Here is a 19,094-nt window from a genome sequence, read left to right on the forward strand (position 1 = left end):
CCCGCCTGACGGCCTTCCCAGGACTGCGGCACGCCGACATCGTCGATCCCAAGGAGAGTTCCATGGCCCATATGGGTGATCTGGTCGCCGAGATGCTGGCGCGCTACGGCGTCGAGCTGGTGTTCGGCATGCCCGGCGGGCAGACCACGGCGCTGCATGACGGCATTTCCCGGCGCACCGACCGCATCCGCCATGTGCTGATGCGCGACGAGCGCAACGCGGCCTATGCCGCCGATGCCTATGCGCGGCTCACCGGCAAGCCCGGCGTGTGCGATGTCACGGTCGGCCCCGGCGCCAACCTTCTGCCCGCCGGCTTCATCGAAGCGCTGAACGCCTCGGTCCCGATGATCGGCATCGTCGGCGAACTGCCGCTGGACTGGCTGACGCTGAAGGAAAAAGGCATCGCCAGCCAGGGATTCGACCAGCTCTCCTTCTTCAAGACCATCACCAAGGACAGCTGGCTGGTCCCCTCGCGCGCGGCGCTGCCGGAGATGATCCGCACCGCCTTCCGCGTCGCCACCTCGCCGCGCCCCGGTCCGGTGGCGCTGATCATTCCGCACGACATCTTCGACGCCGAGTGGGACGAGGCCGAGATCCGCATCGGCATCGACGAGCGCGCGATGCAGGCGCCGTTCCTGCGCTCGGCCCCCGTCGCGTCCGGCATCGCCGACGCCGTGGCGCTGATCGGCCGGGCGCAGCGGCCGGCCGTGGTGTTCGGCGGCGGCGTCCATGGCGCGCTAGCCTCCGCCGAGGCCACCGAATTCGCCGGCAGGCTCGGCGGCCTCGCCGTGACCAGCCTCACCGGACGCGGCGCGGTCCCGGAGACCGCCGACTTTGCTGCCGGCACGCTGAACCCGCTGGGATCCTGGGCCGCCATTGAACTCGTCAAGGAGGCGGATCTGGTGATCTGGTGCGGCTCCAAGGCCAGCCAGAACACCGCGATGAACTGGACCCTGCCGCTGCCGGAGCAGGCGACCATCACCATCGATTGCGATCCCAACGAGCATGGCCGCACCTTCCTGCCGACGGTGGCGCTGCTGGGCGACGTGCGCGAGGCGCTCACCCTGTTGAACGCCGCGCTTGCCCCGCAGACCCGCCCCGAATGGGCCGCGCGCATCGCGGAAGTGAAGGCCGAGGGCGAGCGCCAGAAGCTCACGGAGATCGAGAGCGAACGGCTTCCCCTCCACCCGGCCCGCGTCATGGCCGAGGTCGCCGCGCGGCTGGAACTGGACGACATCGTCGTGTCGGATGCCAGCTTCGCCGCCGGCTGGATCGCCAACTACATTCCGGCCCGCCGGCCCGGTCGTTCCTTTCTCTACGCCCGCGGCCAGGGCGGCCTCGGCTATGCCATCCCGGCGGCCATTGGCGCCGCCGAGACCCGGCCCGGCACGCGCATCGTCACCGTTGCCGGCGACGGGGCGTTCTCCTACACCGTGGGCGAACTGGCGACGCAGGCCCAGAGGAACCAGAAGGTGGTCAATGTCGTCCTGAACAATGGACGGCTGGGCTGGATCCAGCTCTGGCAGGACATCTTCTTCAAGAATGTGCAGTCCGCCCTGCTGGAAAGCCAGAGCTGTCAGCCCAACTTCGCCGCGGCGGCTACGGGACTGGGCCTGAAGGGGCTTTATGTGGAGAAGCCGGACGAGCTCGGCCCGGCGCTGGACGCCGCCTTCGCCCATGAGGGCCCTTCGGTCGTCGAGGTGCGGGTGGACGACCTCGCCACGCCCATCCACAGCTTCAAGCGCCGCCTGCGCGAAGGCGCCGATGCTCCCCGGCCGCGCCCCGGCACGGTCTATAAGCTGCGCGACTGGAAGGTGAGCCCGGATTTGCCCTGAGCAGCGAGCCTCCGGACCTCGGGGCTTGCCGGGGTCGAGGGCACCGGCGCGAAACCGCCAGGCATGCGGAGGCCGAAAGCTGATCGGCGAGCATCGTGGCGCGCTCATCAGCCGGTTGCGGAGGCTGGAAGTCTATGGCCTCGCCACATGAAGGCTCCGCGGGTGATTGGATCGTCTCCTCGCGCACCGGTGCGCCGCATCGAGCTCAAAGCGCCTAAGCGTCAGAACTCACCGAGTATCGCGTCCGCGAGGCGCGCCACTGTCGCGACGTGCTCCCGGCTCGCCTCATAGGCCGCCGCGCCGTCCCGCCGGCGGATCGCCTCGTGAACCTTGCGCATCTCGCCGATCGCCGCGGCATGGCGGCCCTCGGTGGCGATGGTCATGCCGCGCAGATGATTGATGCGGGCATTGAGCGAACGCACCACATCCCAGGCCACCAGCTTGCCTGCGGCAAGGAACAGCTTCTCGTAGAAGTCCGTCGTGGCCTTGAGCACCTCGCGCGGGCTGCCGGCGCGGAACGCCGCATCGATCCGGTCGATGGCCTGTCCGAGCTCCGCGATCGAGGCCGCGTCGGCACGAAGGGCGCACGCGCGTGCCGCCTCGCTCTCCAGAAGGCCACGGATTTCATAGATTTGCGCCGCCTGGGTCGGGTCGGGCTTGGTCACCGCCGGTCCCTGGTGTGGGATGGTTTCGACCAGCCCCTCGGCTTCCAAATGGCGCAGTACCTCGCGTACGACGCTGCGGCTCACGCCTAGTCGCTCGCACAAGGTGCGCTCCACCAGCCGCTCGCCGGGACGGAAGCGGAAGTCGAGAATCGCGTCCCGCATCTTCTCGAGCGTGAGGCTGCGCAACGTCGTGACGTTGCGCTCGATCTTCATCTCTTCGCCGACGTCGTTCGATCCCGTCATCGCGGCCATGGTCCCTCCATCCCCGCTCCTTGTCGCCTGTGGCGCGTGTCATGACAATTGACTCGATCATCTTATGGTATACCATCTTACGCGAAACGATAGATAGGGGCGCTGGAACGGGCGCCGCCAAGGTGGAATGCGCGCCATGCCTCTGCAGCTCCGGAAACTCGTCACCTACTCCGAGACCACGCTGATCGAGGGCGGGCGCGCCGCCATCACCCCGCTGCGGCTGCATGCCGCGGCGGCGGTGCTGACCAATCCGTGGGCCGGACGCGGCTTCGTCGAGGATCTGAAGCCGGAGATCGCCGCCGTCGCCCCCGAGCTCGGTGCCCTGCTGACGCAGGAGGTGCTGAAGCTCACAGGCTCCGGCGAGGCGGTGGAAGGCTATGGCAAGGCCGCCATCGTCGGCACCTCCGGCGAGGTCGAGCACGCCTCGGCGCTCATTCACACGCTGCGATTCGGCAATCACTATCGCAAGGCGGTCGGGGCGAAGAGCTATCTCGCCTTCACCAATGTGCGCGGCGGGCCGAACGCACCGGTGGTCATCCCGCTGATGCACAAGCTCGACGAAGGCATGCGCTCGCACTACCTCACCATCCAGTTCTCCATCCTCGATGCTCCCGCGCCGGACGAGATCGTGGTGGCGCTCGGCGCCTCGATCGGCGGGCGCCCGCATCACCGCATCGGCGACCGCTACCAGGACCTCAAGGAACTCGGCGACACGCAGCACACCACCGCGCCGCTGGACGTCGCCTCCGATGCCTGACGCGGTCGCCGCCTATACCGGCCGCGACGGGCGGCCGGCCCGCATCCGCTACCGGCGCGAGGGCGTCGCCGGTGGCGTGCCGGTGGTGCTGATCCACGGCGTCGGCCTGGCTCTGGAGGCGTGGGAGCCGCAGGTCGCGGCGTTCGCCGCCCACCACGACGTCATCGCCCTCGACATGCCCGGCCATGGCGGCTCCAGCCTGCCGCCGGACGAGGCGCGCCTCGCCGATTACAGCGACCATGTCGTACACCTGCTCGACGCGCTCGCCCTCCCGGCGGCGGTGATCGTCGGCCATTCCATGGGCGCGCTGGTGGCGCTGGAGGTGGCGCTCACCCATTCGTCCCGCGTGCTCGGCGTCGCCGCGCTGAACGCCGTGTTCTGCCGCACGCCGGAGCAGCGCGCCGCGGTCGCCGCCCGCGCCGCCGCGCTGGCGCAGGAGGGCAGCGGCGCTTCCCATGACGCCGCCGTCGCCCGCTGGTTCGGCGAGCCGGTGCCGCCGGAGATGGAGGCGACCGCCGCCCGCGTCTCCGCTTTGCTCGCCGCCTGCGATCCGGTCGGCTATGCCCGCACCTACGGCCTGTTCGCGTCCTCCGACGCCGCGCACCGCGAGCGCCTCCCCTCCCTCGCGGTGCCGGCGCTGTTCCTCACCGCCGACGGCGACCCGAACTCGACGCCCGCCATGTCGGAGGCGATGGCCGCCCTCGCCCCGCGCGGGCGGGCCGGCATCCTCGCCGGCGAACGGCACATGATGAACCTCACCGCGCCGGCGGAGGTGAACCGCCGCCTCCTCGCCTTCCTCGACGAGGTCGCGGCCGCGCTCGATCCGCAACCTTTCGACCCCAAGGCCTTCCGGCAGGCGCTCGGCGCCTTCCTCACCGGCGTCACGGTGGTCACCACCCGCGACGCCGCCGGCGAGATGCGCGGCTTCACCGCCAATTCCTTCACCTCGGTCTCGCTCGACCCGCCGCTGGTCCTCGTCTGCATCGCGAAGACCGCGTCGAGCTTCCCGGTGTTCGGCGCCGCGCGCAATTTCGCGGTCTCGGTGCTCGCCGCCGCGCAGAAGGACGTCTCGGCGCTGTTCGCCTCCAAGTCGCCGGACAAATTCGCGCAGAGCCGCTGGCATCCCGGCCCGGCCGGCAGCCCGGTCATCGACGAGGCGAGCGCCTGGTTCGACTGCACCCGCCACGAGGTGGTGGAGGCGGGCGACCATGTGATCCTCATCGGCCGCGTCGCCGGCTTCGGCGCCAGCGAGAGCGCCCCGCTCGGCTATTACCGCGGCGCCTATGTCGATTTCGCGCTGGCGCAGCAGGCGGTGGCGACGCGCGAGGAGCCGGCGCATGTCGGCGCCATATTGGAGCGCGACGGCGCCCTGCTCCTCGTCGAGGACGGCACGGGCGGGCTCGTTCTGCCCGCCGGCACCTGCCTCGAGCCCGCCGGCAATCCCCGCAGCCTCAAAGGCGTGCTGGCCCGGCTCGGCATCGAAGGCCGGCTCGGCTTCCTGTTCGCGGTCTACGAGACGCCGGGCGCCGCCGATGGCACCGTGTCGATCTATTATCGCGGCACCTTCGAGGGCACGCCGCCGGAAGGCGCCACGTGCCTCGTGCCCTTCGCGGAGATTCCCTGGGAGCGCCTGCCGGACGCGGCGACCCGCACCATGCTGCGCCGCTTCGTGAAGGAGCGCAGCGAAGACGCGTTCGGCATCTATGTCGGCGATGCCGAGCGCGGCACCGTGCATGCGCTCGCCACGCAGGCCTGAGCAAACAATGGGGGTTCGACGGTCATGAAATTCTCCCTCTTCGTCCATATGGAGCGTTCCGATCCGTCGATCCCGCACCGCCGCCTGTTCGACGAACTGGAGGAGCTGGCGCTCGCCGCCGAGGCCGCCGGCTTCGAGACGGTGTGGATCGGCGAGCACCATGCGATGGAGTTCACCATCGCGCCCAACCCGTTCATCCAGCTCGCCCATCTCGCCGCGCGCACCTCGCGGCTGCGGCTCGGCACCGGCAATGTCGTCGCGCCGTTCTGGAACCCGATCCGCCTCGCCGGCGAGGCGGCGATGATGGACGTCGCCTGCAACGGAAGGCTCGATCTCGGCATCGCGCGCGGCGCCTATGCCTTTGAATATGAGCGCATGCTGCCCGGCCTCGACGCCATGGGCGCGGGGCTGCGCATGCGCGAGCTGGTGCCGGCGGTGCAGAAACTATGGGCCGGCGACTACGCGCATCAGGGCGAGTTCTGGTCCTTCCCCACCTCCACCGCCACGCCGAAGCCGGTGCAGGCCGGCGGCGTGCCGATCTGGATCGCCGCCCGCGATCCCAACAGCCACGATTTCGCGGTGGCCAATGGCTGCAACGTGCAGGTGACGCCGCTCGCCTCCGGCGACGGCGAGGTGGCGAGCCTGATGCAGCGCTTCAAGACCGCGGTCGCCGGCCATCCCGAGGTGCCGCGCCCGCAGATCATGCTGCTGCAGCACTGCTTCGTCGCCGACAGCGAGGCGGAGGCCGGCCTTCTCGCCGACGACCTCTCCGCTTTCTACGCCCTGTTCGGCGCGTGGTTCGCCAACAAGCGGCCGATCCGGCAGGCGATCATGGACCCGCTCACCCCGGAGGAGCGCGCCGCCCTGCCGCACTACGCCCCGGAGGTGATGCGCCGCAACCTCGTCATCGGCCGCCCGGACGAGGTGATCGCCCGGCTGAAGGGCTATGAGGCGCTCGGCTTCGACCAGTTCTCGATCTGGATCGACAGCGGCATCTCGCATGCCCGCAAGAAGGCCTCGCTCGACCTGTTCATCCGCGAGGTGCTGCCGGCCTTCGCACCGTCCAGCGCGGCGGCGGCGTGAGGACGAGGGCGATGGCAGAGACGCTCCGCGACGATTTCCTTCTCTATATCGACGGCGCCTTCGTCGCCGGCGGCGCGGCCTTCGAGAGCCTCGATCCGGCAACCGGCCGTGCCTGGGCGCGCATGCCGGCCGCCACCGCCGCCGATGTCGACCGCGCGGTGAAGGCCGCGCATCGCGCCTTCCACGATCCCGCCTGGGCCGACCTCACCGCCACCCAGCGCGGCAAGCTCTTGATGAAGCTCGGCGACCTCGTCGCCGCCCGAGCCGGCGAGCTTGCCGAGCTGGAGACCCGCGACACCGGCAAGATCATCCGCGAGACGCGGGCGCAGATCGGCTATGTCGCGGATTATTATCGCTATTTCGGCGGCCTCGCCGACAAGCTGGAAGGCGCACACCTGCCCGTCGACAAGCCGGACATGGAGGCCTATCTGCGCCGCGAGCCGATCGGCGTGGTCGCCGCCGTGGTGCCGTGGAACTCGCAGCTCTTCCTCTCCGCGGTGAAGCTCGGCCCGGCGCTCGCCGCCGGCTGCACCGTGGTGCTGAAGGCCTCGGAGGACGGCCCGGCGCCGCTGCTCGCCTTCGCTCGGCTGGTCCACGAGGCCGGCTTCCCGGCCGGCGTCGTCAACATCCTCACCGGCTTCGGCGAGGAGTGCGGGCGTACCCTCACCTCGCATCGCCTCGTCGACCGCGTCGCCTTCACCGGCGGGCCGTCCACCGCCCGCCATGTGGTGCGCAACACGGCGGAGAACCTCGCCTATACGACGCTGGAGCTCGGCGGCAAGTCGCCGGTGCTGGTGTTCGCCGATGCCGATCTGGACAGCGCCGCCAACGCCATCGTCGCCGGCATCTTCGCCGCTTCCGGCCAGAGCTGCGTCGCCGGCTCGCGCCTGCTCGTCGAGGAGACCATCCGCGAGCGGTTGCTGGGTATCCTCGTCGACAAGGCGAAGCGGATCCGCATCGGCGATCCGCAGGAGCCGGCGACCGAGATGGGGCCGCTCGCCACCCGGCGCCAGCTCGCCCATATCGAAGAAGTGGTAGCGGCGAGCCTGTCGGCCGGCGCCGGCCTCGTCACCGGCGGCCGGCGCCCGGCGGGTCTCGCCGCCGGCAATTACTACGAGCCGACCATCCTCGCCTGCGCCGGCAACGAGGTGCCCTGCGCCGCCGAGGAGTTGTTCGGCCCGGTGCTGTCCGTCCTTTCGTTCGCGGACGAGGCGGATGCCGTCGCCAAGGCCAATGACAGCCGCTTCGGCCTCGCCTCCGGCGTGTTCACCGCCAGCCTCACCCGCGCCCACCGGCTGATCCGCCGGCTGCGGGCCGGCATCGTCTGGGTGAACACCTATCGCGCCGTCTCGCCCATCGTGCCGTTTGGCGGCTACGGCCAGTCCGGCCTCGGCCGCGAAGGTGGCGCCGAATCCATCCGCGACTACACCCGCACCAAGTCGGTCTGGATCCGCACCTCGGACGAGCCGATCGCCGATCCCTTCGTGATGCGCTGAGGAGGCGACGCCATGCTCTACGAGATGCGCACCTACCGGCTGAAGACCGGCACCGTGCCGGCCTATGTGAAGCTGGTGGCCGAGGAGGGCATCGCCATCCAGAAGGGCCATCTCGGCCATCTCGTCGGCTATTTCACCAGCGAGATCGGCCCGCTCAACGAGATCGTGCACGTCTGGGCCTATGAGAGCCTCGACGACCGCGCCGCCCGCCGCGCGGCGCTGAACGCCGATCCGGCGTGGCTCACCTTCCTTCCCAAGATCCAGGCGCTGATCGAGGTGATGGAGAACAAGATTCTCCTGCCGACCCCGTTCTCGCCGCTGAGCTGACCAGAGCGCGAAAAGCGCCGCGTGCCGAACCAAACCAGAGAACCACAGGGGAACGACATGTCACGCATATCCAGGACCGGGGGCCTCGCCGGCCTCGCTCTCGCGGCGCTGGTCGCCGCGGCCGGCCTTGCCGCCGCGCAGCAGGGGTCCATCGTCTTCACCAGCTGGGGCGGCACGACCCAGGACGCCCAGAAAAAGGACTGGGCCGTGCCCTTCACCAAGAAGACCGGCATCGCCGTGAAGCAGGACGGGCCGACCGACTACGGCAAGCTCAAGGCTATGGTCGAAAGCGGCAACGTTGCCTGGGACGTGGTGGACGTCGAAGCCGATTTCGCCGCCGCCGCGGCGAAGGACGGGCTGATCGAGCCGATCGACTTCAACATCGTCAAGCGCGCCGATCTCGACCCGCGCTTCGTCACCGACCACGCCGTCGGCAGCTTCTACTATTCCTTCGTGCTCGGCTACAATCCGGCCAGCCTCGGCGGCAAGGCGCCGAAGAGCTGGGCGGACGTCTTCGACACCAAGGGCTTCCCCGGCAAGCGCACTTTCTACAAATGGTCGGCGCCGGGCGTGCTGGAGATCGCCCTGCTCGCCGATGGCGTGCCGGCCGACAAGCTCTATCCGCTCGACCTCGACCGCGCCTTCAAGAAGCTCGACACCATCAAGGCCGACATCGTCTGGTGGAGCACCGGCGCGCAGTCGCAGCAGCTGCTCGCCTCCGGCGAGGCCCCGCTCGGCCAGTTCTGGAACGGCCGTCTCTTCGCGCTGGAGCAGGGCGGCACCAAGGTCGGCATCTCCTGGGACCAGAACCTGACCGCCGCCGACATGCTGGTGGTGCCGAAGGGCTCGAAGAACAAGGAGGCGGCGATGAAATTCCTCGCCCAGGCCACCAGCCCCGAGGGCCAGGCAAGCTTCGCCACCGACAGCGGCTACGCCCCCGTCAATATCAAATCGGCGGCACTGATGCCGAAGGACGTGGCCGCCAATCTGCCGGACAAGCACACCGCCTCGCAGATCAATCTCGACATGGCCTATTGGGCCGCGCATCGCGACGAGATCGGCAAGCGCTGGTACGCTTGGCAGGCGCAGTGAGCCGGCAGCCGTAGGGCTCCGCGTCCGGTCGCCGGACGCGGGCCATTCGCGACGATCAGTGGTCTTATCGACGACGATTGCACTGATCGTACACCTCACCGGTCTGACCGGACACTGCCAGGACAACTGGACGATGACCGTCTCCGACGCCATGCACCCCGCCTCCGCCCCGGTACGCCGGCGCCTGCCGAGCGGCCTCGCCGCCGTCACTCCGGCGCTGGTGCTGGTAGCGGTGGTGTTCGTGCTGCCGGTGCTTGCGCTGCTGCTGCGCAGCGTGCTGGAGCCGCAGCCGGGACTGCAGAATTACGCCGCGTTCTTCGCCTCTACCACCTATCTCAAGGTGCTCGGCAACACCTTCCTGGTCGCCGCCACGGTGACGGTGGCAACCGTGCTGCTGGGCTTTCCCGTCGCGTGGTTCCTCGCCATCGCGCCGGGGTTCTGGTCGCGACTCCTGTTCGCCATCGTCATCTTGTCGATGTGGACCAACCTCTTGGCCCGCACCTACGCCTGGATGGTGCTGCTCCAGCGCACCGGCATCATCAATCGCACGCTGATGGATCTCGGACTCATCGCCGAGCCGCTGCCGCTGATCAACAACCTTGTCGGCGTCACCATCGGCATGACCTACATCATGCTGCCCTTCATGATCCTGCCGCTGCACGCGACCATCCGTTCCATCGATCCTTCGGTGTTCCAGGCGGCGGCGCTGTGCGGGGCGAGCCGCTGGCAGGCCTTCACGCGGGTGATGCTGCCGCTCACCGCCTCCGGCATCGCCGCCGGCGCGCTGATGGTGTTCGTCATGTCGCTCGGCTACTTCATCACCCCGGCGCTGCTCGGCGGCACGTCCAACATGATGCTGGCGGAGCTGATCGCCCAGCTCGTGCAGTCGCTGCTCGACTGGGGACTGGCAGGCGCCGCCGCCCTCATCCTGCTCACGATCACGCTGGCCATCTATCTGGTACAGCTTCGCTTTTTCGGATTCGGACAGGCGAGGAGCTGATCGCCATGCTGCTCGATTTCTCCCGCCTCGGCGCCTGGCGCGTCGCCCTCTCGCTGATCGCGCTGCTGGTCGGCGCCTATCTGCTGCTGCCGATCCTTTTGATCGTCGCCCTCTCCTTCGGCTCCTCGCAATGGCTTCAGTTCCCGCCCCCCGGCTGGACGCTGCGCTGGTATGAGGAGCTGGTGGATGATCCGGAATGGATCGCCTCCTTCCTCACCAGCTTCCAGATCGCCGCCGTCGTCACCGTGCTGTCGGTGCTCATCGGGCTGATGGCCTCCTTCGGCCTCACCCGCGGCACCTTCCGCGGCCGCGAGGCGCTGCGCGCGCTGTTCCTCACCCCGATGATCCTGCCGGTGGTCGTGCTGGCGGTGGCGCTCTACGCCTTCTTCCTGCGGCTGCATCTCAACGGCACCTTCGTCGGCTTCGTGCTGGCGCATCTGGTCATCGCCCTGCCCTTCTCGATCATCGCCATCTCCAACGCGCTGGAGCGCTTCGACCGCGACATCGAGACCGCCGCCATCGTCTGCGGCGCCAGCCCGCTGGAAGCCAAGATCCGCGTCACCCTGCCCGGCATCCGTCTCGGCCTCGTCAGCGCGGCGATCTTCTCCTTCCTCGCCTCCTGGGACGAGGTGGTCATCGCCATCTTCATGGCGAGCCCCGACCTCCAGACCCTGCCGGTGCGGATCTTCGGCACGCTGCGGCAGGACCTCTCGCCGGTCATCGCCGCCGTCTCGACAGCTCTCATCGCCCTGACCGCCGCCCTCATGGCGCTCGCCGCTCTCCTGCGCAAGGACGCCCGCTCATGACCTTCCTCGATATCCGTGGCGTGTCCAAGAGCTTCGGCAACGTCGCCGCCGTCTCCGACGTTTCGCTGGAGATCGCGCGGGGCGAGTTCATGACCTTCCTCGGCCCGTCCGGTTCGGGCAAGAGCACGACGCTCTACATGATCGCCGGCTTCTTCGAGCCGTCGGGCGGCGACATCCGCATCGAGGGCCGCAGCATCCTCGCCGAACCCTCGAACAGGCGGAATATCGGCATGGTGTTCCAGCGCTACACGCTGTTTCCCCATCTCAGCGTCGCCGAGAACGTTGCCTTCCCCCTGCGCGTGCGGCGGCGGTCTGGCGCGGACGTCGCCCGCAAGGTCGAGGAGATGCTGGCGCTGGTGCGGCTGGAGCGCTTCGCCGACCGTATGCCGGCCCAGCTCTCGGGTGGCCAGCAGCAGCGCGTCGCGCTGGCACGTGCGCTTTCCTATGATCCGCCGTTGCTGCTGATGGACGAGCCGCTCTCTGCGCTCGACAAGAAGCTGCGCGAGGAGATCCAGGTCGAGATCCGCCGCATCCATCGCGAGACCGGGGTGACGATCCTTTATGTCACCCACGATCAGGAGGAGGCGCTGAGTTTGTCCGATCGGGTCGCGCTGTTCAATCACGGCCGCATCGAGCAGGTCGGAAAGGGACGCGAGCTCTATGACGAACCGCATACCCGCTTCGTTGCCGGTTTCGTCGGACATTCCAACTTCCTCGACTGCACTATCGCCGCCCGGCGGGATGCGCGGGCCGACATCGTCTTTCCCGACGGCAGCGGCTGCGCCGACATCCCGCTGCATGCGGCCGCCAGCTCCGGCAGCGGCGCGCGGCTGATGATACGCCCCGATCGGCTGCAGATCGGCGCGCTCACGGCCACAGCCGCGCGGCCGGGCATCGATGCCACCCTGACCGACGCCACCTTCATCGGCGAAACCTTCCACTTTGCGGTGACGACGGGCTGGGGTGCGCAGATCAATGTCCGGCATCCCGCCGGCGCGCCGATGGCGCATGAACCGGTGGTCGGCGGGCGCGTGCGGCTCAGCTGGCACGCCGCTGACGCGCGCCTGTTCGCAGACTGAAGGCACCGCCAGCGCCCTTTGAAAGGGGCGGATGGGCTTCAACTCAGGCACGGGCAAAGAGTGCAGCCGCTCTTTCCGGCGCGCTTCTGCGGCACGGCCACGCCACCGGGGCCTGCACGCCCGGCGGACGTTCTACGTTTACTCTATAGCCCGCCTTTGGCTGGGCTTGAATCCCGCATGCTGCGCCAAAGATGCCAAATGGCTCGGGCCAGCCGCTCCGCTCATGTCGGCGCCTTGTGGATCGGGTCGACCCAATAGACCGCCTCCGGCTTCTCCACCGGGTCGACATCGGTGATGTTCACCACCACCGCTTCGTTATCCGAACGCACCAGCACGCATTCGAGCGGCTCGGTCGGATCGGCGTTGATCTCCTGATGCGGCACATAGGGCGGCACGAAGATGAAGTCGCCCGCCTCGGCCTCGGCGACATATTCCAGCCGCTCGCCCCAGCGCATGCGGGCACGCCCCCGTACCACATAGATCACGCTTTCCAGCGCACCGTGATGATGCACGCCGGTCTTGGCGTCCGGCTGGATGGTGACGGTGCCAGCCCAGATTTTCTGGGCGCCGACGCGGGCATGGTTGACCGCAGCCTGGCGGAACATCCCCGGCGTCTGCGCGGTATTGGCGTCGAGCCGGTCGCCCTTGATGACGCGTACGCCGTTATGTTTCCAGTGGTCCTCCGCGTGTTCGTGGTCATGCGGATGATCGTGGGAATGCTCGCTCATCGTCTGGTCCTGTGTCTTACGCCGCAAGCGGCTGCGGCGCGCGGGTGGCCGTGAGGCTGGGATGCACCGAAATCGCGGCGAACCAGCTCGCGGCGCCCGGATGACCTGCCCGCCAATCGTACTCGGGAAAGCGCAGATCGAGATAGCCGAGCGCGCAGGCGAGCGTGATGGTGCCTATGGTCAGCTCGGTTCCCAACCCTCCGGACCATTCATCGATCCGCGCCAGCGCCGAGCGGATCTTGTCGAACTGCCGCTCCTGCCACAGCACCCAACGGTGCTCGGGTGGCCGGGACGTGAGTTCGTAACGCACCAGCAAGGCGGCATCGAGCAGGCCATCACCCAAAGATTGCTGGGTCAGCGCCGTCCAGCGCGCCGGACCATCGGCCGGGAAAACGCGGCCACGGCGGGTGTGGGCGTCGAGATATTCGGCGATCACGCGGCTGTCGAACAGCGTCAGTTCCCCGTCGGCGACGAGCGTCGGAACCTTCCCTAACGGGTTCTGCTCGACGACGCCGGCATCGCGATCAATCGGATGGGGCGCGGCGGTTACGCGCTCGATGATGGCGTCATGGCCGGTTTCGATGGCGACAATGGCGACCTTCCGGGCATAGGGCGAGGTGGGTGAGTAATAGAGCTTCACGACGTGGTTCCCGGGAGGTTCATTCGGCGGCGAGAGCGGCGGCCTTGCGGCGCTCGGCGATCACCTCGCGCGCACGCGGCAGCAGTTCGCGGCCATACTGGATCGCGTCGACCAGCGGATCGAAGCCGCGGATCAGGAATTTGCTAATGCCGAGCTCGGCATAATCGGCGAGCGCATCGGCCACCTGATCGGGCGTGCCGACGAGGCCGGTCGAATTGCCGCTGGCGCCGGTGAGCGCGGCGATGCCGGTCCACAAGCATTTGTCGAGGCGGGGGCCCTTCGCCGCGGCCTCAAGGAGCCGGCGCGAGCCCTCGTTCGGTGGGGCGACATTCGGATCGCGCGCCTTGCGGGCGTTGTTCGGCGCGCGGCCGTCGCCGCCGCCGACTCGCAGCGCCTTGGCGCGGGCGAGGATGTCCTCCGCCTTGGCCCAGGCCTTCTCCTCGGTGTCGGCGAGCACCGGGCGCAGCGACAGGCTGAATTCCGGCGTGCGCCCGTGCTCGGCAGCGGCGGCGCGCACCCGCCCGACGAGTTCGGCGACCTGCTCATAGGTCTCGCCCCACAGCGCATAGACATCGGCATGGCGGCCGGCGACCTTGAGCGCCGCCGGCGAGGCGCCGCCGAAGAAGACCGGGATGCCCTCCGGCCGTACCGGCTTCACGTCGCCGAAGCCGGCGCGCACCTTGTAGTAGCGCCCGTCGAAATCGAACGGCGCTGGGCTGGTCCATTCCCGCCGCAGCACCTCGATATATTCGTCGGTGCGGGCATAGCGCTCATCCTTGGTCAGGTGGTCGCCATCCTGCGCCAGTTCGACATCGTTGCCGCCGGTGATGATGTGCACCGCCACCCGGCCTCGGGAGAACCGGTCGAGCGTCGCCAATTGGCGGGCCGCCAGCGTCGGCTGGGTGAAGCCGGGGCGATGGGCGATCATCAGCTTCACCCGCTCGGTGACGCTCGCGACATGCTGGCCGATCAGGATGCTCTCCGCCGAGGTGGAGTGGAAGGCGACCAGTACCCGGTCGAAGCCGACATAGTCCTGCGCCTTGGCGACCGCCTCGATATAGGGGATGTCGAGGGCGGGACCGGTGCGGCGCAGCGCTTCCGAATTGCTGAAATGGCCGACATAGCCGATGAATTCCAGCGCGGTGACGTCGAGGCTCATGGATGCACTCCGGGCGATGTGAGGACCGTCATTCGGCGGCGACGGCGTGGCCGGCGTCGCGCTCCGCGACCAGCGCGCGTATGCGCGGCAGCAGCTCACGGCCAAACTGGATGGCGTCGACGATGGGATCGAAACCGCGGATCAGGAAACGGGTGACGCCGAGGTCGTAATAATCGAGCAAGGCGTCGGCGACCTGATCGGGGGTGCCGACCAGCGCGGTGGTGTTGCCCTGCGCGGCGGTCAGCGCGGCGATGCCGGTCCAGAGCCGCTTGTCGAGGCGCGGTCCCTTCGCGGCCGCCACCAGCAGCCGGCGCGAGCCCTCGTTCGGCGGCACGTCGCCGGTCTTGCGCTTCTGCCGGATGTTGTGCGGCGACTTGTGGTCGCCGCCGGCATTCCGCAGCGCCGTGGCGCGGGCGAGGATGTCGTCGGCCTTGGCCCAGGCCTTCTCCTCGGTATCGGCGAGCACGGCGCGGATCGAGACGCTGAAGGCGGGCGAACGGCCATGCGGCGCGGCGGCGGCGCGCACCCGGCCGATCAGCTCGGCGACCTGCTCCAGCGTCTCGCCATAGAGGGCATAGACATCGGCATGGCGCCCGGCGATCTCGATCGCCGCCGGAGAGGCGCCGCCGAAGAAGACCGGGATGCCCTCCGGCCGTACCGGCTTCACGTCGCCGAAGCCGGCGCGCACCTTGTAGTAGCGCCCGTCATAGTCGAAGGGTTCGGTGCTCGTCCATTCGCGGCGGAGAATGTCGATATATTCGCCGGTGCGCGCATAGCGCTCGTCCTTGGTGAGGTGGTCGCCGTCCTGCGCCAGCTCGGAATCATTGCCGCCGGTGATGATGTGGGTGACGATCCGCCCCCGCGAGAACTGGTCGAGCGTGGCGAGCTGGCGCGCCGCCAGCGTCGGCTGGGTGAAGCCGGGCCGGTGGGCGATCATCAGTTTCAGCTGCCGGGTGACGCCAGCCACATGCTGGCCGATCAATATGCTTTCGGCGGAGTTCGAGTTGAACGCCACCAGCGCCCGGTCGAAGCCGACATATTCATGCGCCTTGGCCACCGCCTCGATATGATCGATGTCGACCGCCGGCCCGGTGCGGCGGGTGATCTCCGACGAGTTGAAATGGCCGATATAGCCGATGAGTTCGACGCTCATTTCGAGGTCTCCAGGGAAATGGGCAGAGGCGCCGCGGCGGCGGGAGCGGAGGCGAGGGCGGAGGTGCCGGCGGCGATGAGGGCGGCGTCTTCCTGCGGCGTGTGGATGCGCCCGCACAGGACGTCGCGGTGGTGGCGTTCGAGCGGGTTGGCGCGGGCAATGCCGTGATTGGCTGAGAGCCGCAGCGCGATGTCGACCACGGCGATGGCGTTCTCGGTCACCGTGAGCTTTGCCAGTGCCGCCCGCTCGGGCGTCGGGAGGCGGCCTTCATCGGCATCGCGGGCAAGTCCCTGTGTCAGGGTCTCGTTGACCTGAAGGAGTTGCTCGATCCGCCCCACCTGCTCCTGCACGCGCGGCAGGCTCGCCAGTGGCGCGCCCAGGCCGCTCGGCACCCGTTCGCGCAGGAAACCCGCGACCCAGTCGCGCGCCGAAAGGGCGATGCCGTCATAGACGGCGCCCAGCAGAACGCCATGCCATACCGCCTGCATGGGCTCCTTACCGACCCATTCCTCCGGCCGGCGCACGTCGGCGGCGTAATGGGCCGGGATCGCGACTTCGTCGAATACCACGTCGTGGCTGCCGCTCGCACGCATGCCGAGCGCGTTCCAGGTCGGCTCGATCGCGATTCCCTGGCTCGACGCCGGCACGGCGAAGCGACCGACCCGGACCTCCGGCTCGTCCGTGCGCGCCCAAACGATCATCCAGCCGAGTACGGATGAGCCGGTCGAATAGATCTTGCGTCCGCTGATCGCCCAGCCGGCGGCGGTGCGGCGGGCAACGGTCGCGGGAAGGCCGCCGCGCGTCGGCGAGCCCAGCTCGGCCTCGACGCGCAGCGAGTTGATCAACCCGCCGGTGCGCACCGAGTTCGTCAGCACCTCGCGCACCAACGCCGGATCCCAGCGGCCATGCGGCAGGGTGGCGAGGTTGAGGTACTGCATGAACAGGATCAGGGCGCTGGAGGGCTCGCCCGCCGCCAGCGCGCGGATCACCTCGGCCGCTTCCGCAAGGCCGGCGCCCGCGCCGCCATAGGCGGGCGCGGCGGTGAGGCCGCTCAGTCCCTCGCCGTGAAGGGCCGCGAAATTCGCGACCGGTACCTCGCCGCTCGCATCGAACTGCGCGGCAGTTTCCGTGAAACGGGCGGCGAGCCGGCGCGCGCAGGCCAGCGCGGCACCCGGACGGGCGAGCGGATAGGCCGCCGGGGGCCTGGCGACAGCCGCTTCAGACATCGGCCGCCTCCTCGACGAAGACCCGGCCGCCCCGCGCCTTGAGCAGGCTCGGCAGCACCAGCGCCGCTAGAAGGGCCAGCCCGCTCAGCACCAGGAACAGGATGGCCAGCCCGCTCGACACGAAGATCGAGAGGTCGCCGCCGGAAATGGTCATCGACTGGCGGAACGACTGCTCCATCATGCCGCCCAGCACGAGCGCCAGCACCAGCGGCGCGGTCGGGATGTCGAGCTTGCGGAAGGCGTAGCCGAGCAGGCCGAAGCCGAACACGATGTAGAGGTCGAACACGCTGCTGTTCACCGCGTAGACGCCGATCGAGGCGATGGCGATGACCAGTGGAAACAGGATGCCGGTCGGGATGCGCAGCAGCTGCACGAAGACGAAGATGAGCGGCAGGTTCATGACGAACAGCACGACATTGCCGATATACATGCTGTTCACCAGCCCCCAGAACACTTCCGGGTGCTGGTTGATCATCAGCGGTCCGGGCTGGATGCCGAGGATGACGAAGGCACCGAGCAGCACCGCGGTTGCCCCCGAGCCCGGCAGGCCGAGCGCCAGCAGCGGCACCATCGAACCCGCGGCAGAGGAATTGTTCGCCGCCTCCGGCCCGGCGACCCCTTCGATCATGCCGGTGCCGAACTTCGCCTTGTCCTTGGAGAGCGCGCGTTCCAGGCTGTAGGACAGCATGGTCGACACCGTCGCCCCGCCGCCCGGCAGCACGCCCTTCACGAAGCCGATGGCGGTGCCGCGGATGATCGGGCCGACGGAGCGGCGCCATTCCTCGCGCGTCAGCCACAGCCGGCCCTTGATGCCGATCAGCTGCGCCGGGTTGCGGAAATGGTCCTCCAGGCTGACGAAAACCTCGGAGAGCGCGAACAGGCCGACCGCCGCGAGGATGAAGTCGACGCCGTCGAGCAGTTGCGGGAAGCCGCCGGTGAAGCGCGGCATGCCGCTCTGCAGGTCGATGCCGACGGTGGCGATGACGAGGCCGAGCAGCATCGAGAGCAGGCCGCGCGCCACGGTGCGCCCGCCCAGCGAGGCCGCGGAGAGCATCGAGAACACCATCAGGGTGAAATATTCCGGCGGGCCGAACTGCAGCGCGAACTGCGCCAGCGGCCGCGACAGCACGGTGAGCAGCACGATGCCGACCGTGCCGGCGATGAAGGAGCCGATGGCGGAGACGGCGAGCGCCGCGCCGGCGCGGCCGTTGCGCGCCATCTGGTAGCCGTCCAGCGTCGTCATCACCGAGGAGGCCTCGCCCGGCGTATTGAGCAGGATCGAGGTCGCCGAGCCGCCATACATGGCGCCGTAATAGATCGCCGCGATCATCATCAGCGCGCTGGCCGGGTCCATGCCGAACACGATCGGTATCAGCAGCGCCATGCCGGCCGAGGGGCCGAGGCCCGGCAGGATGCCGACCACGGTGCCGAGCAGGCAGCCAATGACGATGTAACCGAGATTGGACGGCTGCATGGCGACGGCGAGGCCGTGCAGGAAGAGATCGGCGGCATCCATCAGCGCCATCCGAACAGAGAGCCGGCCGGCAGGAAGACGTCCAGCAGGTTGTTGAACAGGAAGTAGCTCGCCACCGCGAAGCCGGGGGAGACGGTCAGCGTGGTCCACAGCCGGCGGCCGTCGAACACGTAGATCAGGCCGGCGAGGAACAGCGTCGTCGAAAGGATGTAACCGAGCGGCCCGAAGCCGGCGTAATAGGCGAGCGTCCAGCCCATCACGGCCGCGGCGATGCGGTAGCGCGGATCGGCCATGTCGAACCCGGCTCCCGTGACCGCCGGCTCCTCGCGGAACAGCACCAGCCCTTCCGCGAGGAGCCCGACGGCACACACCAGGAGCCCGGCGCCGAGCAGATAGGGGAAGGCGCGCGGCCCCACCGGGTCCACCAGTTGCGGCATCGGCAGCGCCGCGGTGGCGCGGATATAGCCGACCGCGAAGACGGCGGTGGCGGCCGACAGGACGAGGCTGATCCGCGCCTGCGCGCCAAGCCGGCGGAACAGCGGCACGGCGGCCGCGTCCAGCGCCAC

The 19,094-nt window shown here is 69.0% G+C and carries 18 protein-coding genes; 10 read left to right on the top strand and 8 right to left on the bottom strand.

All coding sequences use genetic code 11. The features are described 5' to 3' along the window. Positions 1–62 precede the first annotated feature (62 nt). Entirely contained in the window at positions 63–1,835 is a 1,773-nt protein-coding gene (locus J2X65_RS16455; RefSeq protein WP_310202946.1) for a thiamine pyrophosphate-binding protein, read from the top strand. Between the two features lie 221 nt (positions 1,836–2,056). Here the strand turns inward: J2X65_RS16455 and J2X65_RS16460 are convergent, their stop codons facing one another. After that, positions 2,057–2,752: a GntR family transcriptional regulator gene (locus J2X65_RS16460; RefSeq protein WP_404977735.1), complete on the bottom strand. Its 696-nt coding sequence runs from the start codon at positions 2,750–2,752 to the stop codon at positions 2,057–2,059. Positions 2,753–2,888: 136 nt separating this feature from the next. On the opposite strand from J2X65_RS16460, the gene J2X65_RS16465 reads away from it, so the two are divergent. From J2X65_RS16465 to J2X65_RS16505, 9 genes are all read left to right on the top strand, one after another. Then, complete coding sequence (locus J2X65_RS16465; protein WP_310202947.1) at positions 2,889–3,509, top strand: amino acid synthesis family protein; 621 nt, start codon at positions 2,889–2,891, stop codon at positions 3,507–3,509. Next, positions 3,502–5,265: an alpha/beta fold hydrolase gene (locus J2X65_RS16470; RefSeq protein ID WP_310202949.1), complete on the top strand. Its 1,764-nt coding sequence runs from the start codon at positions 3,502–3,504 to the stop codon at positions 5,263–5,265. The genes J2X65_RS16465 and J2X65_RS16470 overlap by 8 nt, the downstream gene beginning before the upstream one ends. Positions 5,266–5,289: 24 nt before the next feature. Further along, positions 5,290–6,348 carry an LLM class flavin-dependent oxidoreductase gene (locus J2X65_RS16475; RefSeq protein ID WP_310202951.1) on the top strand — a complete coding sequence of 353 codons (1,059 nt, stop codon included), beginning with the start codon at positions 5,290–5,292 and terminating at the stop codon, positions 6,346–6,348. Positions 6,349–6,359: 11 nt separating this feature from the next. Then, positions 6,360–7,844 carry an aldehyde dehydrogenase gene (locus J2X65_RS16480; RefSeq protein ID WP_310202953.1) on the top strand — a complete coding sequence of 495 codons (1,485 nt, stop codon included), beginning with the start codon at positions 6,360–6,362 and terminating at the stop codon, positions 7,842–7,844. 12 nt (positions 7,845–7,856) lie between these two features. Beyond that, positions 7,857–8,171, top strand: coding sequence for an NIPSNAP family protein (locus tag J2X65_RS16485; RefSeq protein ID WP_310202955.1), 315 nt, complete (start codon positions 7,857–7,859; stop codon positions 8,169–8,171). 57 nt (positions 8,172–8,228) lie between these two features. Further along, on the top strand, positions 8,229–9,263 hold the full coding sequence (locus J2X65_RS16490; protein WP_310202957.1) for an ABC transporter substrate-binding protein: 1,035 nt from the start codon (positions 8,229–8,231) through the stop codon (positions 9,261–9,263). Positions 9,264–9,396: 133 nt separating this feature from the next. Continuing rightward, positions 9,397–10,263, top strand: a complete 867-nt coding sequence (locus J2X65_RS16495; RefSeq protein WP_310202959.1) for an ABC transporter permease — start codon at positions 9,397–9,399, stop codon at positions 10,261–10,263. Between the two features lie 5 nt (positions 10,264–10,268). Then, positions 10,269–11,069 (top strand): ABC transporter permease, encoded by an 801-nt coding sequence (locus J2X65_RS16500; RefSeq protein ID WP_310202961.1) that lies wholly within the window; start codon positions 10,269–10,271, stop codon positions 11,067–11,069. Further along, entirely contained in the window at positions 11,066–12,148 is a 1,083-nt protein-coding gene (locus J2X65_RS16505) for an ABC transporter ATP-binding protein (protein WP_310202963.1), read from the top strand. Before J2X65_RS16500 ends, J2X65_RS16505 begins: the two co-directional genes overlap by 4 nt. A gap of 221 nt (positions 12,149–12,369) precedes the next feature. Here J2X65_RS16505 and J2X65_RS16510 read toward each other — a convergent pair whose 3' ends face one another. From J2X65_RS16510 to J2X65_RS16540, 7 genes are read right to left on the bottom strand one after another with little or no spacing between them, the layout of a single operon-like run. Next, positions 12,370–12,876, bottom strand: a complete 507-nt coding sequence (locus tag J2X65_RS16510; protein WP_310202965.1) for a cupin domain-containing protein — start codon at positions 12,874–12,876, stop codon at positions 12,370–12,372. A gap of 16 nt (positions 12,877–12,892) precedes the next feature. Then, the gene (locus tag J2X65_RS16515; protein WP_310202967.1) at positions 12,893–13,516 is read right to left on the bottom strand and encodes a glutathione S-transferase N-terminal domain-containing protein; all 624 of its coding nucleotides are present in this window, start codon (positions 13,514–13,516) and stop codon (positions 12,893–12,895) included. Between the two features lie 19 nt (positions 13,517–13,535). After that, on the bottom strand, positions 13,536–14,675 hold the full coding sequence (locus J2X65_RS16520) for an LLM class flavin-dependent oxidoreductase (protein ID WP_310202969.1): 1,140 nt from the start codon (positions 14,673–14,675) through the stop codon (positions 13,536–13,538). Positions 14,676–14,703: 28 nt separating this feature from the next. Then, on the bottom strand, positions 14,704–15,828 hold the full coding sequence (locus J2X65_RS16525) for an LLM class flavin-dependent oxidoreductase (RefSeq protein ID WP_310202971.1): 1,125 nt from the start codon (positions 15,826–15,828) through the stop codon (positions 14,704–14,706). Next, a complete protein-coding gene (locus tag J2X65_RS16530; protein WP_310202972.1) occupies positions 15,825–17,054 on the bottom strand; it encodes an acyl-CoA dehydrogenase in 1,230 nt (409 codons plus the stop codon). The genes J2X65_RS16525 and J2X65_RS16530 overlap by 4 nt, the downstream gene beginning before the upstream one ends. Further along, on the bottom strand, positions 17,047–18,570 hold the full coding sequence (locus J2X65_RS16535) for a tripartite tricarboxylate transporter permease (RefSeq protein WP_310202974.1): 1,524 nt from the start codon (positions 18,568–18,570) through the stop codon (positions 17,047–17,049). The genes J2X65_RS16530 and J2X65_RS16535 overlap by 8 nt, the downstream gene beginning before the upstream one ends. Then, positions 18,570–19,094 carry a tripartite tricarboxylate transporter TctB family protein gene (locus J2X65_RS16540; protein WP_310202976.1) on the bottom strand — a complete coding sequence of 175 codons (525 nt, stop codon included), beginning with the start codon at positions 19,092–19,094 and terminating at the stop codon, positions 18,570–18,572. The genes J2X65_RS16535 and J2X65_RS16540 overlap by 1 nt, the downstream gene beginning before the upstream one ends.

This window comes from Ancylobacter sp. 3268, assembly GCF_031456575.1.
In the GTDB taxonomy this organism is placed as follows: domain Bacteria; phylum Pseudomonadota; class Alphaproteobacteria; order Rhizobiales; family Xanthobacteraceae; genus Ancylobacter.

Bases quoted from the DNA above. Each gene is read 5' to 3' on its own strand.
- J2X65_RS16520 (WP_310202969.1), bottom strand. From the start codon at position 14,675: ATGAGCCTCGACGTCACCGCGCTGGAATTCATCGGCTATGTCGGCCAT.
- J2X65_RS16460 (WP_404977735.1), bottom strand. From the start codon at position 2,752: ATGGCCGCGATGACGGGATCGAACGACGTCGGCGAAGAGATGAAGATC.
- J2X65_RS16455 (WP_310202946.1), top strand. From the start codon at position 63: ATGGCCCATATGGGTGATCTGGTCGCCGAGATGCTGGCGCGCTACGGC.
- J2X65_RS16470 (WP_310202949.1), top strand. From the start codon at position 3,502: ATGCCTGACGCGGTCGCCGCCTATACCGGCCGCGACGGGCGGCCGGCC.
- J2X65_RS16525 (WP_310202971.1), bottom strand. From the start codon at position 15,828: ATGAGCGTCGAACTCATCGGCTATATCGGCCATTTCAACTCGTCGGAG.
- J2X65_RS16510 (WP_310202965.1), bottom strand. From the start codon at position 12,876: ATGAGCGAGCATTCCCACGATCATCCGCATGACCACGAACACGCGGAG.
- J2X65_RS16505 (WP_310202963.1), top strand. From the start codon at position 11,066: ATGACCTTCCTCGATATCCGTGGCGTGTCCAAGAGCTTCGGCAACGTC.
- J2X65_RS16490 (WP_310202957.1), top strand. From the start codon at position 8,229: ATGTCACGCATATCCAGGACCGGGGGCCTCGCCGGCCTCGCTCTCGCG.
- J2X65_RS16480 (WP_310202953.1), top strand. From the start codon at position 6,360: ATGGCAGAGACGCTCCGCGACGATTTCCTTCTCTATATCGACGGCGCC.
- J2X65_RS16495 (WP_310202959.1), top strand. From the start codon at position 9,397: ATGACCGTCTCCGACGCCATGCACCCCGCCTCCGCCCCGGTACGCCGG.
- J2X65_RS16465 (WP_310202947.1), top strand. From the start codon at position 2,889: ATGCCTCTGCAGCTCCGGAAACTCGTCACCTACTCCGAGACCACGCTG.
- J2X65_RS16485 (WP_310202955.1), top strand. From the start codon at position 7,857: ATGCTCTACGAGATGCGCACCTACCGGCTGAAGACCGGCACCGTGCCG.
- J2X65_RS16475 (WP_310202951.1), top strand. From the start codon at position 5,290: ATGAAATTCTCCCTCTTCGTCCATATGGAGCGTTCCGATCCGTCGATC.
- J2X65_RS16500 (WP_310202961.1), top strand. From the start codon at position 10,269: ATGCTGCTCGATTTCTCCCGCCTCGGCGCCTGGCGCGTCGCCCTCTCG.
- J2X65_RS16530 (WP_310202972.1), bottom strand. From the start codon at position 17,054: ATGTCTGAAGCGGCTGTCGCCAGGCCCCCGGCGGCCTATCCGCTCGCC.
- J2X65_RS16535 (WP_310202974.1), bottom strand. From the start codon at position 18,570: ATGGATGCCGCCGATCTCTTCCTGCACGGCCTCGCCGTCGCCATGCAG.